Annotated in this window: 12 protein-coding genes and 1 pseudogene; all 13 read right to left on the bottom strand. The window is 44.5% G+C overall.

Features of this window, described 5'->3' with window-relative positions; genetic code table 11:
* A pseudogene (locus DW173_RS22995) lies at positions 1-314 on the bottom strand (beta-glucosidase); the annotation flags it as partial.
* Between the two features lie 66 nt (positions 315-380).
* Positions 381-1,580 carry a glycoside hydrolase family 27 protein gene (locus tag DW173_RS22990; protein ID WP_008026484.1) on the bottom strand — a complete coding sequence of 400 codons (1,200 nt, stop codon included), beginning with the start codon at positions 1,578-1,580 and terminating at the stop codon, positions 381-383.
* 70 nt (positions 1,581-1,650) lie between these two features.
* Positions 1,651-3,432 (bottom strand): alpha-L-rhamnosidase C-terminal domain-containing protein, encoded by a 1,782-nt coding sequence (locus DW173_RS22985; RefSeq protein WP_008026482.1) that lies wholly within the window; start codon positions 3,430-3,432, stop codon positions 1,651-1,653.
* Positions 3,433-3,453: 21 nt separating this feature from the next.
* Positions 3,454-4,653 (bottom strand): glycoside hydrolase family 99-like domain-containing protein, encoded by a 1,200-nt coding sequence (locus DW173_RS22980; RefSeq protein WP_008026480.1) that lies wholly within the window; start codon positions 4,651-4,653, stop codon positions 3,454-3,456.
* Positions 4,654-4,679: 26 nt separating this feature from the next.
* Positions 4,680-5,690, bottom strand: coding sequence for a phosphodiester glycosidase family protein (locus DW173_RS22975; RefSeq protein WP_008026478.1), 1,011 nt, complete (start codon positions 5,688-5,690; stop codon positions 4,680-4,682).
* A 120-nt stretch (positions 5,691-5,810) separates the two neighbouring features.
* Complete coding sequence (locus DW173_RS22970) at positions 5,811-7,580, bottom strand: IPT/TIG domain-containing protein (RefSeq protein WP_008026476.1); 1,770 nt, start codon at positions 7,578-7,580, stop codon at positions 5,811-5,813.
* A 17-nt stretch (positions 7,581-7,597) separates the two neighbouring features.
* A complete protein-coding gene (locus tag DW173_RS22965) occupies positions 7,598-8,869 on the bottom strand; it encodes an IPT/TIG domain-containing protein (RefSeq protein WP_008026475.1) in 1,272 nt (423 codons plus the stop codon).
* A gap of 40 nt (positions 8,870-8,909) precedes the next feature.
* Positions 8,910-10,685, bottom strand: coding sequence for a RagB/SusD family nutrient uptake outer membrane protein (locus DW173_RS22960; protein WP_008026473.1), 1,776 nt, complete (start codon positions 10,683-10,685; stop codon positions 8,910-8,912).
* An 11-nt stretch (positions 10,686-10,696) separates the two neighbouring features.
* Positions 10,697-14,209: a TonB-dependent receptor gene (locus DW173_RS22955; RefSeq protein ID WP_120145303.1), complete on the bottom strand. Its 3,513-nt coding sequence runs from the start codon at positions 14,207-14,209 to the stop codon at positions 10,697-10,699.
* Positions 14,210-14,222: 13 nt separating this feature from the next.
* On the bottom strand, positions 14,223-14,357 hold the full coding sequence (locus tag DW173_RS24355; protein WP_008026469.1) for a hypothetical protein: 135 nt from the start codon (positions 14,355-14,357) through the stop codon (positions 14,223-14,225).
* A gap of 31 nt (positions 14,358-14,388) precedes the next feature.
* A complete protein-coding gene (locus DW173_RS22950) occupies positions 14,389-15,333 on the bottom strand; it encodes a FecR family protein (RefSeq protein ID WP_008026467.1) in 945 nt (314 codons plus the stop codon).
* 179 nt (positions 15,334-15,512) lie between these two features.
* Positions 15,513-16,061 (bottom strand): RNA polymerase sigma-70 factor, encoded by a 549-nt coding sequence (locus DW173_RS22945; protein WP_008026466.1) that lies wholly within the window; start codon positions 16,059-16,061, stop codon positions 15,513-15,515.
* Positions 16,062-16,290: 229 nt separating this feature from the next.
* Positions 16,291-17,053, bottom strand: a 763-nt coding sequence (locus DW173_RS22940; protein WP_147402063.1) for an SGNH/GDSL hydrolase family protein, incomplete at its 5' end; no start/stop codon positions are given.

Below are 17,053 nucleotides of genomic sequence, written 5' to 3'. Positions count from 1 at the left end.
TGATGGCTGCTGTACAGCATAAGCCCTGCGATGTCTTCCATGCTGAGTTGGGCTGTCAAGTCTGCCACACGCACATCTACCGACTGGCGCCAATCCTCATACACATCCAGCTTGCCGTTGCGGTTCAAGTCCTTGAATGCATATCCGTCTTGCTGTATGATAGAGATGCCCGACTTCGGACTGTATCCTAATGTAGCGCCGCCTTTTTGGGTAATCAGATGATAGCCGTCTTCTACGGATTCCGTCCATCGCAGTCCGCCGCAACTGCAGAGCAAGCCGGGCAATAAAACAAATAAATATAAGCTCTTATTCATTAGATGTTTTTACTTTTTATTTCATGTACATTACTCTACAAACACAATCTAATTTCCAACTATATCTTATTTTTCCGGAGTTAGTCTGAGCAAAACAACGCCGTGTACCGGAACATCAAAGGACATCTTATCTGCGGCTGTCCCTAAATCTTTCTGTTTCCACAAGTCACGTACCTTATATTTCTTTTCGGTAAGATTCACACCGACCAAAGAAAAGTCTTCTTTCTGCCAGTCGATGTCCAAGTTCCAAGAAAAGTGATCATCACGATTGAAAAGACAAACGGCAATCTCATCGCCAGATAATTGTTTTACCCAAATCTCATTTTTGCCAAATACCTTATAGCGACGACCTTGCTTACCCAACCGATCTTGGTCAACGGCTATAACTTCTTTATTCATTAATATTTTAGCAACTTCCTTGTCCATTTTGCGAATGTCATTACCGGCCATTAATGGCGCAGCAAGCATGCACCACATTGTAAAATGTGAACGATTTTCCTCCATAGACAGTCCGGGATTACCTACTTGAAGCATATCCGGATCGTTCCAATGTCCGGGACCGGAATATTTATATAATTCCGCATTTTGGTCTATAATCTCCACTATGCCCAAAGCTCCCCAATGAATAGTACCACTAAAAACACTAATTATATCATGAGTAGTCCGCCAAAGTTGCCCGATTCCCTGTCCCCATGTCCAAGGTTTGCTATGTCCCCATTCGCAAATTGATAATATAATGGGACGCCCGGACTTTTTCAAGGCATCACTCATTATTTTATAAGCAGCTTGTGCGTTTCGCCCTTCATTGTTACACCAGTCATATTTTAAGTAATCAACACCCCATGAAGCATACGTCCGCGCATCCTGAAACTCATATCCGAAACTTCCCGGACGACCGGCACATGTCATCGTTCCGGCACATGAATAAATTCCAAACTTCAAGCCTTTAGAATGAACATAATCTGCCAAAGCTTTCATTCCTGAGGGGAAATTCTTATCATCCACAATAATATTTCCATCTTCATCACGCCCTATTTGCCAACAGTCGTCAATATTCAGGTATTCATATCCGGCGTCTTTCATTCCTGTAGACACCATGAAGTCAGCGATTTCACGTATTTTCTGTTCGCTGATATCGCTATTAAAACAGTTCCAGCTACTCCATCCCATAGGCGGCGTCAATGCCAAGCTATCTGCACATTCTGCATGTATATCGTAAATACTTAAGGAAAATGCCAACAAAAATAATACTAAAAACTTATTCATTTGATTCTTTTATTATTGTCCGCAAAAAAGCGAACGGGTAAATATTCTTTTATCCTATTTCACCAACCGGCTATTGCAAAACTTTTACTTCAGACGGTGCATCAATCCTACTTCGCACTTTTGCATCCGCACCTTTCTCATGGCGAATAACAATCTGTCCGTAAGGCGTAGGGAATGTTCCTTCCACCCACTCCAAATCACCTAAATGCGGTGTGATACGAACCACACGGCAGCCTGGTTCCACAACCTGCACACCCAATACATGTTCACTCAACCAAGAGGTTGGACCTGAAGACCATCCATGGCAAAGACTATGGCGAAAACCTTTATAACAATGATCTCCGTAATCCCTATGAATATCTTTCTTGCCTGTAGCCACCAATTCATCAATGCGAGAAGCATCAGGCAACCAATCCAAATTAAAATCTTCCCAAAAAGTTGTAGCCCCAAGGTCGATCATTGCTCCCCAATATTGGCGGATTACATCGATTGCTCCCTGATAATTTCCTGCAGCAGCCATTGCCTGAAGCATATAATAGCCATAGAAAGTAGAGAATCCATGACCACCATTAACCGAAAGATATTTCTGATTGGCTTCTTTAGGAGAGATCAACCCAGTCAACGCCAATAATGAAGCCGCCTGTTTCTGTCCCGGAGCATCCGGAGCCATGCCAGATTTCAGAAATGGTTTTATTATTTTGGGAGCAGCATTAACCATCTTTCTTCGTACGGCTTCACATTTAGTTGCCAACATGTCTTCTCCCAACACGCTGCAAAGTTCATATCCGGCCTTCATTGCCTGTATTACCAAGGCTTGCACACCGGCATTGATAGCAAGCGGATTCTCACATGAAGGCCAGTCAAGAAAGCGACCTTCATCATCATTGAATTTTTCAAGTCCGTCTTCTCCAATTCTTGTCATTATTAGTTGCAACAAGTCACATAGATAGCTTTTTTGCTCTTTCAAATAATCCAGGTTGCCTTGATAAAGATACCAGTCTCTCTGAATCAATATCCACCAAAGAGAATACGTACACATTGTCATCCATCTGGGAAGTGGTGTAGAGTCACGGATTAAGTCGATACTTTTGGGAATCACTTCATTATACCCAAAAACCGTATTGACAGTCATCACTTCGGGGTGCAAGTCTCCAATCCAAACCAAGCGATCACGTTTTATCCCATCCCAGATATATTCTTGCATATTCAAATGCACCGTATAAGCTCCGGTTTGCCAAATCCGGTTCAAGCGCTCGTCGTTGCATCGGAACGAACCTTTATAAGGGATATCTTGATAAACAGAAATAGCCCGTATCTCTTTGAGGTGCAATTCTGCGGAATCGTCCAAAAGGTCAATCCGGGCAAACCGGAAACCGGAATTTCCGACTTCCAAGACTCCAAGCCAAGGTACCCTAATAACAAAATCACGCATAGCATGATCGTTTGTCGCTCCATTCACTTCGTCTATATCACACATAGCTTCGCTTACCGACTCTCCCAAGCGAACACGAATAGTAACAGGAGCATGTGAATCCGGCATACCGGTGACAATTTGCAAGCCGCCTTGCAATTCCTTTCCGAAGTCGAAAAGAATAGCTGGATGTTTCTGCTCGGTACTCGAAAGTTTGCAGAGTTCATTATTCACAAGATTTGTTTGTCCATGCCCCGGTCGAAGCAAATATTCTGCACCCTGTATCAGTTGACTCTCCTGCTGCCAAACAATACGTGTCGGAGAAAGATACTCACGCACACGACTATCACGTTGTTGAGCGAATGATGTGACAACATGGAATAGAAAAGAAATAAGTACTATTATGTATGATGTTTTTTTATACCGTATCAATTTCTCCATTATTCAGTAATCCGCACTTTTTTAGGGTTTATACTCATATTCACCATTCATTACCCGCTTCACTGCATTCAGGTAACCGAAACCGTTCTTCATATCAGGCAAGAGATAGCTACCCTCCACCCATTCGTTCCAGGAATTGATAGTTATCAGTTTCGGACGTCCGGGGCGCTGATCTACATACTCTTTCGTCTTCTGCAAGAAAGCGGCAAAACTCTCGGGCGAATCATTATAATGCACAATGTCCTTGACTGTTTTATTCGGGAACCGGGGAGAATCATCCCAACCGATAGATGCATTGGGGAAGAAGGGAACTCCAAGAGAATCCAAAGCCTGCGTCCATTGTTCTCTACGTTGCATAGCTTTTGTGCCCCATGCCACGTAGTCTTCCTCATAAGGCCATCCCCAGTTGTATTTCGTTACGCTGTTGACACCCACCGTGGCCACTAATTCCATAAATTCGGAGAAAGGGAAGCCATCACCGATAAGCTGAAGGTGCAAGTCCGGGAATCCAGCCTTTTTCACCTCTTCACGGAAGTAATCCATTGCCTTTTTCACTCCTTGGGCATCTCCAAAGCTTTCAATCAGCTCATAGTAGCCGAAGATAGAGAATACCGGACAACCGTCTATCTTGAAATAATTCGGTTTGTGGAAATACTGGCTTATAACCCGACCCACTATGATCTTGAAATTATCCCAATCCACCGTACCATTCCACAAGCGTGACTTGTCATCCTTATAACGGTGTACATTCCAATAATTGTGTGCCACATGATGATTGGCCCACATCAAATAGAATTTCATCTTTTCATTGTTCTTGGCTTTCAGAAATCCGTTATTGACGGTGCTTTCCAAAAAAGGCTTCCCATCATACCAATACCAATCGAAAATAAACATATTGATGCCATGCGCAGTTGCCACATCAATCCATTTTTCCATTACTTGCGTGTCATCATCCATTTCATATCCCCACAAAGGTACCTTTGGCTGATAGTGTCCTTCGAAACGGGGAGTACCTTTTTGAATGACTTCCCACTCGCCAATACCTTCACTCCATAACGTATCGCGTCCTCTCGGATCGTTGTGACACGATGGCCAAATGTAAGCTGCTACATAATAGTCATCTTGTGCTTCCGACTGTCCTTTTTTGGGGGGTGTAGAAACGCAAGAGCTGATTGTCATGATAGCAGCCATTAAAAGAAAATATCTTCCTACCTTTTTCATAATATTGCCCATTTATTATCTTATTCTTACTTTTTTACTGTTATCATCCAATAAGTACGCATTTGACGCTGACCGCCATCCGTAGCCTTGTTCTGAAGAGTGAATTTTCCGGTTTTCTCATTTTTTAGCAACATCTGTGCCGAACCGCCACCGTCTAGCATGAGAGCATTGGTACATCCCATCGATTTCATCAATTCACCGGCTTCGGCGTAAGTCAATCCTGTAGAAATGGTCGAACGTCCGTCTACAATCATCATGATAACTGTACCATCGTCTCGATAACCTACACTTGAGAACGGATAGTTGTCTTCAAGAGGAACATAATTTCCATTATATTTGATATCAAATCCTTTACATATCTTTCCATCGCGTAACGTACGGTAACCACCGCCGGTACATTCCTGAAGATTGTCTTTCATGGTTGCATAGTCGGCTGCATCACCTATGAGTACCTTACCGTTCTTGTCTACACCCAAGAAGCTCAGTGCTTGGTGTACCCACCCTTCTTCCGGTACGAAGTGGTCTTGCAACACTTGTCCGCGATGATGAACCGGTCCGCGGGTACCGAAATCAATGGGGTGTGGATTTTCTAACTGATAGTCTAACCATCTTGAGAAATCACCACCAATTAAGGCTACCACATTCTCGTCGGTTTTGTCAAACTTCTCTGCTATATCCGATGGATATCTCATTTGGTAAGGGAACTGGTCGTTTGCTGTCGGAACATCAAGCCCGGTTTTCAACGCAGCATTAGTTGCATCGCCAGCCATCTTTACAAGATATATAGTGGCCGGACGTTCGGAAGCCTTGACTACTTGAGTTTTGGCATACGTAACACCTTCAGACAGTTCCTTTTCAGTCCATGTCTGAATGTTCTTTACAGTGGAACTTCCTTGCAACATCTTGTAAAGTTCGTTTTCTGTTTTTGGGTCGTTCTTTGTTCCATTTTCAATGTTATCTTCATTACTGGAGGAACAGGCTAAAACAAGAATTGCAAGTAAACTCCATAAGCAAGTTAATGTTCTTAAATAATGCATATTTTTTTATTTTAAATAGTGAATAAATCAGTTCATTGAAACAGAAGGTATACCTTAACTCCCTTCATTAGAAAATCAGGTAGCGTGGCATACCTTCAAAACTACAAATGTTACCTAAAACTAATCTTTCTCTGTGATTGTAATTTTTCGTATGATATAGTTATCCAAGTCTGAGAAATAGATGGTGTTGCCATCTGCAGTCATCGTTATACCGTGAGGCATCGCAAGTTGTGCGGTTGCGCCATCGCCATCCTGATTGCCTTTCGTTCCAGAGCCAGCAATTGTACTGACAGTGGCATCGGTATATCCGTTCTTGCCTGGGCGGATACGTCTGATCTTGTTGTTATATCCATCGGTGAAATAGATGTCATTACGTGTCTTATCGACCACGATACCTTCCGGTTGTATAAGTTTGGCTGTCATCGGTTTGTTTGCTTCGCCATCCGTATTTCCGTTACCGTCACAGGCAATTTTGGTGACTGTTCCATTCGGGGCGACAGCATAGAGACCGTCTCTCTGTGCACCGACAATCAGATTGCCGTTTGTATCGAAGTCCATGGAATAGAGCCCTTCTGAGTTCGCTCCAACAGTTGCAAATAATTGCTTGGAGCTGTTGTTGAAGTTATCTTTCGGATACTTGTAGACTTTCTTTTCGTCACGGCACAATACATACATATTGCCTTGTGTATCGAATTTTACATCCATTACATTGGGAAGCCCTGTGATAAGGATTTCTACCTCCTGTCCATCACCTTTCGATGGATCCACTCTACCGACTTCTCCTTTACCTTTGTAGGCTATGTAGAGCTTTTGGTCGATGTGGTTGAGAGCGATATTCCAAGGATGTGCATCGGCGTATTTGTTACACAACACACTCTTCGTCTTATTTTGTAGGTCGAATGCCAAGATAACATGAGCATCGCCACGTTGTGCAACAGCTATGCGACCGTCGGGCAAGATTGCCATTCCTGTAAGTCCGCCCAGTTTTTCTCCTGTGTAAATATTGCTACTTACCGTGTATGTCAATTCTGGTTTGATATATTCAAACTCCGGTCCTTCTACTGTCTGGTTCTTCACGGTCACTTTGACTTTATAACTACCTAATTCATTGGCAGGAACGATAACTCTCAGTTCCATTTCCGAAGCACTCTTCAGTTCTGCCGGTTTTCCGTTGATGGTTACGCTGTTTTCCTCTGCTACGGTACTGAAATTTTCTCCGGTAATGACGATTTCGGTACCTTCGCGTCCGGATGACGGACTGATGTCGTCTACTTTCAGTGTAGGAATAGCCAGACAAGTAAATGTCAGCGATTTGTTTTCCTGTACGCCGGATTTTATGGTGAGTTCGTAATTGCCCGGTTCTAGTTTTGGAACAGTCACTGTCAGCGAGGTAGTGGTGCAAGCAGTGATGGTGGCGGCTTTTTCACCGAAATATACTTCGTTTTCTTCGGCTGTCGTGCTGAAGCCCTTACCGGTAATGACAATTTCATCACCTGCATAACCTGACGTCTTTTCCAGTTCGTTCACTTCCAGCTTTACGTCATACGAAGCCTCGGTGTAAGTGAAAGAGGGGCCTTCTGCAGTTTGTCCGTTAACGGTAATCATCAATGGAAAGGTTCCTTTTTGATTGTGAGGTACGGACATCTTCAAAATAGTGACCGAAGTCTCTATGGCTGTAAGCCGTTCGCCATTAAACGTGACGATGTTCTCGGATGGCACAATGCTGAATCCTTGACCGGTGATAGTCACCTCGTCGCCTGCCACTCCTTCGGTAGGAGTCATCGAGAAAATCTTCAGTTCTTTGGGGACGATTGGTTCGTCATCGTCCGAGCAACCGCCGATTCCGAGCAACAGTGTATAGGCTAATATATAAAAAAAGTTCTTTTTCATTTCTTTTTCTGTTTATGTTAATACTCAATTTTCCGGATAGCATTGTTGCTACGGTCGCTTACGTATAAGGCACGGTTCGCCTCGTCCAGGATAATATCGTACGGATTGCCAAATACCGCCTCATCCACGCTACCGTCTACAATTGCTCCACCGGCGGAACCAACCAAGGTAACGACTGTACCGTCTTCATAACCTTTCTTGCCGCGTGTGATGCGCTTTATCTTCTGACCGCTTCCCACATTGCCGTCGTTTCCGTCTACCGTATAGATAGTACCTTCTGAATCGATGGCAAAACCATACAGTTGATAGAACTTGGCGCTTCTCGGATTGCCGGACGTACCGTCTGAGTCACCCTTTTCCGAGCCGGCAATACAGATGATTTCCTTCTCCGGAGTCACCATGAAGAATTGTCCTCTGTCGTTACTGCTGACAATCAGGTTTCCTTCGGGGTCAAATTCCATAGCGTGTATCTGTGCCACTCCTTCCTCTTCCTGGAAGTTCACCCATAGTTTCGGAGAGTTGAATTTTCCTGCTTCAGCACGGAAAATTCCGGCTTCACGGCAAAGTACAAACATATTGCCTGTCTTGTCGAATTTCACATCTTGTGTGTTGGAACCCGGTTCGCATAGTTTTTCCACATTTTTTGTAACCAGGTCATAAGTGTACAATCCTCCTGCTTTACAAGCGATGTATAGTATTCCATTATGTACGGTCATTCTCCAAGGGTGTTTGTCTTTCAGTGGATTGTTTTCTCCACCTATTAGGAAACTGCTGTTTCCTTTCGAATCGATACTCAACACAGAATGGACACCGCGATCGGCTACAGCTATGGTTTTTCCCTTTTCAATCCACGCCAATCCGTGTACATTCGCAAATTTGGTTGAGAATTTATCACCGGTGGCAGAACCATAACTACCTCCACAGAAAGTAGATACCTTGATTTTACTGTTCAGGTCGCGATAAGTGAATTTGGAGCCGGTATACGTCTTTCCATTGATGGTCAGCATCACGGGGAACGAGCCTAACGGATTTTCCGGTGCGATGAATTTGATATATTCATTCGGATTTACCTCCGTTACTTCTGCTGTTTCGCCATACACTTGTATGATATTTTCTGATGCTACGGGATGGAATCCTTCGCCATACAAGGTAACTTCCGTACCGGTTGTCCCTATTGCCGGGCGGATGGCTACCAACGTTGCTTTCTGCTGTCCTTCATTGTCTGTACATCCGGTGATGCATAGTGTCAGCAGGCAGCAGAGGATATTATAAAATATGTTCTTTTTCATAATTCTTATTTTAAACATTTGTTCTTTTTTATAATCCAATTTAGTCGAAATGCAATCCGTCTTCCCAACCTGGATTTTGCGTCAGGGCACCACCCGTCAAGGTTCGTTCATTGCTGGGTATCGGTGAAAGATAATCTCTCTCTTCGTTGAACGAAAGTTTCGTGTCTCTATGCGGTTCGATGTAGCCGTAGTTACGATTGCTCAGGATGATGTCTTTCTCCACTTGCAAGTAGGTCACTCCGTCTTTGTCGCCGGGTTTTGCTCCTTCGTACAGACAGACATCCGGTTTTCCGTCACCATCTAAGTCGACCTCTTGGTTGATACTTTCAAAGTAGATACCTAAGAGACGTTGCGTCAGGATTTGTCCTTCTTTCCAACGCAGGATATCATGGGTCCGAAAACCTTCCTGCAACAGCTCGATACTCCGTTCACGGCGGATTTCCAGAATCACTCCTTTGTTGATGCCTGTCACTCCGATGTAGCCGGTGGCAATATTGTCCAAGTAAGGATCTATATTGGCGTTTGCTACATTCATGTTGAGGTGTTTCATTTCAACGCGGTCGCGCAGTTTGTTGATGGTCTTGTCCAAGTCGGCTTGCGTCAGTTTTCCTAATTCGGCACGTGCTTCTGCATAGTTCAGGTAGATTTCGCCCAGCCGGAAAATAATCAGGTCGTTGTCGCTGGCTCCACCTGCATCCTGTGCTTCCGTTCCCAAAAACTTGGTAGGCTGATAGCCGGTAATGCTGGTGGCAAGGTCGGGGGCAACTTGTTGGGTCGAACCGATACGTGTGTATCCCGGTGTACGGATGGATTGTGCCATGCGCGGGTCGCGGTTGCGGCACTCTTCGGTGAAGCTCATTTTCTCGTAGCCGGCTTTATCTGTGAAGCGGGTGCCGTCTTTCATCAAGTAGCTGTTGATAATCTTCTTGGTCACTCCCGGACGTCCGAATGTTTTGTTGGTCAGGTACTGGCCGACATCGCAATACACTTTGTATTCTGCATTCAGATTACGCGCCAGAATCACTTCGCATCCCTGTGCCCTATGCGAAGAAAACAGGTTACGATAGCATACGTCTTTTCCGCCTTCCGTGTAGAGCGAGTAGCCACTTTTCTCCATCAGTTCTAAAGAAGCTGCTGCGGACTGCTCCAGGTAATACTCCCACGAATGTTCCGGATAGGAGACATTGTGGTACTTGCGGAACGTACCTTCGAAGAGACAGAAACGTGACTTGAGTGCCAACGCAGTCCATTTGGTGATGCGATATAGAGAGCGGTCTTCCGAAAGGTTGGCAATGGCATAATCGATGTCTTCTATCATACGTTGCATGATGTACTCGCGCGAGTCTCTCGGCTTCTTGAGCTGCGCTTCGTCATCGGAACTGACTTGCTTGTCATACCAGGGTACATCGCCGAATGTGCGGACCTTATCGAAATAGAAGTAAGCGCGGAAAAAACGTGCCAAGGCATCATAGCGTGTTCGTACACCACCATCATCGCAATTCACCGAATATTCGAGCAACGTATTGAACTTACGTAAGTTTCCCCAGTCCCATCCGCCGCCGGAACTCGGAACAACACGTCCGTCTCTCATCATGGAAGCGGCAGAACCATGGGTGATATTGTCTAAGTCGTCTCTGTAAAGCGAACTGGACGGGAGTGAAGTATAGAAAGAATTGGAAAAAGCCTGTAACTCCGTTTCGTTGGAAAAGAATGTCTCCGGTGACATCTTGTCCTGCGGTAGCTTGTCCAACCAGTCGCTGCATGAGGTTAATGTCAGCGAACAGGAAAATATGGTTATTAATAATTTCTTATTCATGATTGTTCATTTTAAAAATTGACATTGATACCAAATGTGAATGTTTTCTGCCATGGATACACTTTCAAGTCACCTCCCCGACGGGCTTGTTCGGGGTCGACGTAGTCCGTCTTGATGCCCGACCAACAGGCAAGATTCTCACCCGAGAAGTAAACCCGTAACATATCAATTCCTGCTTTTCGCGTCCAGTTTTTGGGTAGTGTGTAACCTACTGTCAGATTCTTCAGACGGCAATAACCGATATTCTGCAGGTAACGGTCGTTCTTAGCCGTCAACTCACGACATTGGTCTCCCATATTGTCATAAGCTACGTATGCACGAGGACGGGGGAAATAAGCGTTCGGATTCTCTTCCGACCAACATTGTTCCAGGAAGTTCTTGGGCAGGAACGTAGCGTAGGCACGGTTGAAAGGTCCCCAAAAGAGTTCTGCCTCATGGGCGGGATACCAATCCATGCGTCCGATGCCTTGGAAGAACACGCTGAAGTCGAAGCCATACCATTGGAAAGCCAGGTTGGCACCGTATTGGTAGCGGGGTTCGGAGTTACCGATAATGCGTCGGTCGCCGGGGTTGTATACGGTGTTTTCACCGGTAGAGATAATATTGTCACCATCCAAATCTGCGAAACGCAGGTCACCGGCATGAAGTCCTTTTAGCGCACCTGATGAACTGTTGATGATGTCATTTACCCTGCGTTGGTCTACTTCGTAACTGGCGGCTTCTTCATCCGTAGCAAACAAACCGTCGATGTGGTATCCCCAGATTTCACCGATGCGCATCCCCTCGTAATATCCTTTGGCGAATGCTTTCTCTGGATTGTTGAATTTGGTGATTTCGCTGGTATAGTCATTGAAAGTCAGGTTCACTTGATAAGAGAACGGCTTTCCTGCCAACTTGAACATATCTTGCCAGCCCAATGAAAGTTCGTAACCTTTCGTTTGCATATCGGCGCTGTTCATTCTGGGAGAACTGGTGCCGTATGTGGCAGGGAGGGAGATACCTGCGGTCAACATATCTTTGGTGTTACGGATATAAGCTTCACCTGTAAAGGTTAACCGGTTGTTGAAGAAGCTGGCATCCAGACCGATATTGTGGTGTTCCACGGTTTCCCATGTCAGGTTGCTGGATACCGGTGCCGAAATGGAAGCGGAGGAGGGCAGTTTGTCACCGAACAGGTAACTCTGCGTGCCGATGTTAATGGTGCGGAGATAGTCGTAATACCCCACCTGCTGATTGCCAAGATTACCATAGGAATATCTTACTTTCAGATTGCTCAACCAAGACCTAGCAGAAGATAAGAAGGATTCTTCCGAGAGTCTCCATCCTACAGAAGCCGAAGGAAAGAAACCCCAGCGGTCTTTCGAACTGAAGCGGGAACTACCATCGTAACGTCCGCTAAATTCAACTAGGTATTTGCCATCGTAGTCGTAGTTGATACGCCCGAAATAGCCAGCTAAGGCGTATTCGTTTTGTCCACCTTTTATTTCCATGCGGCGTTCGCCTTCGCTGTCTTCGCCGATAAGGTTGAAATCATTCAGCGTTTCCGACAGCAGGTTGTAACCATAGGCACTGTTGGTTTTCATGTACTTGGTTTCATAATTGAAGCCGGCAGTCACCTTATAGTTATGCTTTTTCAGAAAATTGCCGCCATAAGTGGCATATACATTGGTGGCAAGGTAATGCGCATAGTCCGTAGCCTCTTTCAAACGGTTCTCTGTATACGCTGAAGGCTCTTCGTAGGTCTCTACCACACCGGGATATTGTGAATATTCGGTGGTGACATAGCGGCTCATGGAACGCTTGTTGGTAATATTATAAGTAAAGTTGGCCTTCACTTCCAATCCTTTGACCGGTTTGAGGGTTACTTCGGTGGTTGTGTTGAAATCATCCAAACGATCGGCACCTTTGTGCTTGTCTTTGTCACGTATGGTAAGCAAACTGTTCATCATCCGATAACCATTGAAGGCATGGCTGGATATGCTGGTTCCATCGGGATTCTGAGTCGGGAAACAGGCTAAGGCGTGTAATTGGCTGGTACTAAAATACCAGTTACTGCTTCCTCCGGCACCTGGGTAAGTATATTTGGAATGATAGAAAGAGGTATTGTTGCTGATATTCACATAGTCATTTACATCAAACGAAAGTTTGGAACGGAAATTGGCTTTTTTGAATATGTCCGAACTCTTTTTAATCATACCTTTTTCCCAGTTATAACCGCCGGACAACAGATACTTCATCTTCTTCGTTCCGCCTGAAATAGAGACGTCGTGATTCATCATCGGTTTGTTTTCCCGGTAGAGGTAATGCCAGAAGTCCGTGTTTGCATAATAATAGTATGTAGGACGTCCGTTGCGCTCTTTTACCACGGTCCATGGGCGGGACGGATTTTCTGTCTTGTCGTTCCTTCTCAACCATAGTTCCAACATATCGTCTTCCGTATAGCTCATATAGTTCACACCAGTGTAGGCGTTCCAGAATGTGTTTACGGTTTTCACCGAATAGTAACCTCGTGTCTCAAAATCGACCGATGCCGTAGGTCTTGTCCATCCGAACCGTCCGTTGTAGGATACGCGGACTTTGCCTTCGCCGCCATCCTTGGTCGTAACTAGTACGACGCCGAACGAGGCACGGGCACCGTAGATAGCGGATGAAGAAGCGTCCTTGATGACAGAGATGGATTCGATGTCCGCCGGATTGATGTGTCCCAAGTCGCCTTCCACTCCGTCGATAAGTACAAGCGGGCTACCGCCGTTGATGGAGTTTGTTCCGCGGATGTTGATACTGGCACTGTTGCCTGGCGTACCGGAGGAGGTAGTGATGTTCAGCCCCGGTACTTTACCTTGCAGCATATGTGTGGCGCTGGTTGCCGGACGGTCAATCAGATCTTTACTGGAAACGGTGGAGATGGCACCAGTCAGGTTGACACGCTTTTGCGTACCATAACCTACGACTACTACTTCTTCCAACGTTTTGCTGTCTTCTGCCAAAGTGACGGACAGGAAACTCTTTCCTGTTGTAGAGATGGTTTTGGTGACCATTCCGACGTATGAGATGATTAATTGGGCACCGGAATGTATTCTGATAGAGAATTTTCCATCGATGTCGGAAATCACTCCGTTATCGGTGTCCTTCTCTTTGACGGTGGCTCCGATGACCGGTTCACCGTTCGGGGCGGTGATGGTTCCTTTTATGAGTCTTACGGACGATTGCCTGACAGGCTCTTTCCGGATGGTCAGTACGATGTTGTTTCCGTTCTGGGTATAAGAGACCTGTGTGCCTGCAAATAATGTATTCAGTACTTGCGAAACCGGCTTGTTGTTTACTTTCAACGTAACTTTACGCTTTACGTCGATTTGTGCCTTGTCATAGACGAACAGATATTTCGTCTGTTTTTCAATCTTTGAAAGGATTGTTTGAATGGAACTTTGTTCTTCGTGAAGTGTAACTGTCTTATTTTGTGCAAAAACAGTCGTATTTAATATAAAAAACATTATTCCAAACAAAAGAGTTATTTTTTTATTCATAACTTTGTATGTTTTAATAAGTTGTGTAATATAACGAGTTCATTCTCCGTTGGGTAACGAGGGAAGTATGCACGACTTTCACGGTCGGATAGTGTTGGAGCACTTCCGACCGTTTTTTAGTTAAATAAACGGGATCTTTGTTTTTCATAATGAATAGGGTTAACTGAAAAAGTGATAATTTATCGGATAATGACGGTCTGTTCATCGTCGCTCCATTCGTATTCAAACCGGTGGATTCGTTGCAGGATTTCCAGAATATGTTTCAAACCGTCTTCCTGCCGGAATTTACAGGTACATTTATATTGTAGTATTTGGGGATTACGGACATCAAAGTCTACCTTATAATATTCTTTCATTTGCCGGAAGATGGAAGCATAGTCCGTGTCTTCGAAGTGATAAATACCTTCAATCCATAGCAGTGATTCTGTTTTGTCGAAGGGGGCTTTTATCAATTGTCCGCCGTCGGACATCTTTGCTTCTTCGTCGGGAGAGAGACGGAGAGTGGTGGCGTTTTGCTTGTCACTCACGTCGACCGCTCCTTCATAAAGTTTGACGGAAAAATCGTTCCGGTCTTTATAGGCGAATATGCTGAACTTTGTTCCTAATACTTGAATTTCATGGGAACCTGTCTGCACTACGAACGGCAGGTGCTTGTTCGGCGTTACTTCAAAGTAAGCCTCACCATTCAGGCAGACGCGGCGCAGGTCTTTTCCTTTTTGGCTTTCTATGTGCAGGGTTGTATTGGAGTTGAGCCATATTCTTGTCCCATCGTTTAGGGTGATTTCCGTACGTTGTCCTACAGGGACGTGGATATCGCGTGTAGCTAACAATTCTGCCTGGTTTTCGGAAAGATGCTGTGTGTATAGCCATGTTCCGCCTGCAAAAAGACAGATAAACGCCACGGCTGCCGCTACTTGCATCCATATTCTCCGGTTGGTGGAGCGTGACGAATGAATAGATAGGGGTATATTCTCTTCGTTGCATAAGGTTGCATCAAAAATCCGGCGCAGATATTTGTATTCTTCCAAATGCGCCGGGTCTTCTTCCAGCCATCGGAGCATTTTGATGCGTTCTTCGGGAGAGGTTTCTCCCCGCAGATATTTAAGAATTACATTTCGTTCCATAGCATTATTTTATTGCTGTTCTATATAATAGTTGCTTGAAAAAGCAATAACCCTAACGGAATAATGAATTTTTTTCAAAAAAGATTAAGAAATTTATTGGGGCTGTATAGTAGTTAAGAAGAAAAAGCAATGAATATACGTATTTTGCAAGGGAGAGTGGGAGAGACAGGAAACAAGGACTAAAGCAGTACGTCCAGAAGAGGATAGAAATCTTTGAGGTCTATCCGTAGTTTTTTCAGTGCTTTTGTAATGTGGTATTCCACTCCTTTTACTCCAATGCCCAGTTCCCGGGCAATCTCTTCATTGGTTTTATGAGCGAAACGACTGAGCATGAAGACAGTTTGGGTTTGGCTGTGCATTGTTTTCAGTGATTCTTTTAATATACTCTGCACGTCCATGCTGTATAGCTCTTGGGGATTGCATTCTTCCAAAGTAGATATACGCATTTGCAATTCGCGCATGCTGTCTTCTTCGAGGGTGGAGCGGATTTTGAGTTTGAAGGCTTCCCTGCGGAAATATTGTAGTATTTTATTGCGGATAGTGCCTATCAGAAAGGGTAATGTCGCACCTATTTCTTCCGCTTTGCAGAGTTTTTCCCATAACACAATCATGGCTTCGGCAACGATGTCTTCGGCTTGTACTATATCATGGGTATAAGACCGGGCGAACAGTAAACACTTTCGGTAATACAATTTATATGCTTCGTCAAATATTTGTTCTTTGCTCATGTTACAATTTTATGTTTCTCTGTACAAAATAAAAGATTAATGGAATAAATTCCAAAGATATTATCTATAAAATGATGACATGAAGGAATATTTGTCGTATAAATATTGACAACTGATTCAATTGTGTTTGGTGGGTTTAAACTGAGATTTTCTATTCATACACCTGTAGTTTCTCATCATGTGGAAACTACAGGTGTAAATAATGGAAGTACGAAAAACCGGGGAGCTATTAGAGAACCCTATATATTGCTTCTGCTATCTTTTTCATGCCTTTGTCATCGGGATGGGCGATGATGAAATCTTTGGTTACAGTATATGGTTTTCCGTGTATGTCATAAAGAGTGTCTCCGACTTTCGGACGTGAATCATACAAGCGGTCTATCCAGTCAATCGGAATATAAGTGAGTCCATACATATGCGCAGCGTTGATGATGGCACGTTCTTTTTCATCATCCTTCCAGAAACAGCCGGTGATGACTACTTTGTTTGCTTTCCGCTTGCAATATTCCACCAATCGGAGGATATCTGATTTGAATGCTTCCTTATCTTGTACGTTTTCTCCCAGGCGGATAACGATCACATCCTTGTCTGTAGTGTGAGCACCAATCAGTGAGTCGATACTGCAATTCAAGTTGCGTTCCCAATAGGCGATGTTCAGCGGGGTAACCACTGTGCTGGGACGGTTTTGCGAGAGCATCTTCTCCAATTGATGGCAATAGTCGTTTTCTTCTTTGGATGCTGCCATGCCCCATTCGGAGAACCATTCGATGTCCGCTTTATATTCGTGGCGGGTGATGGAGTTGCCTAAGCAAAGAACACGCAACGGAGGACGTTGTTCTATCCGATTGTTTGAAAATGAGGAAGTTACTTCTTCCAGGTAAAGCACACGGCTGGCATATTCGTTTTGTTTCGAAGGTTCCACTCTGTGGGTAGAGGGGATTTCCAGTCCGTTGTCATTCAGATACGCACCGCTGAAACTTTTACCTTCAAAA

The sequence above is a fragment of the Bacteroides sp. AM16-13 genome (genome assembly GCF_003602705.1).
Classification (GTDB): Bacteria; Bacteroidota; Bacteroidia; order Bacteroidales; family Bacteroidaceae; genus Bacteroides; species Bacteroides xylanisolvens.
This window is presented reverse-complemented; position numbering and strand designations above follow the sequence as displayed.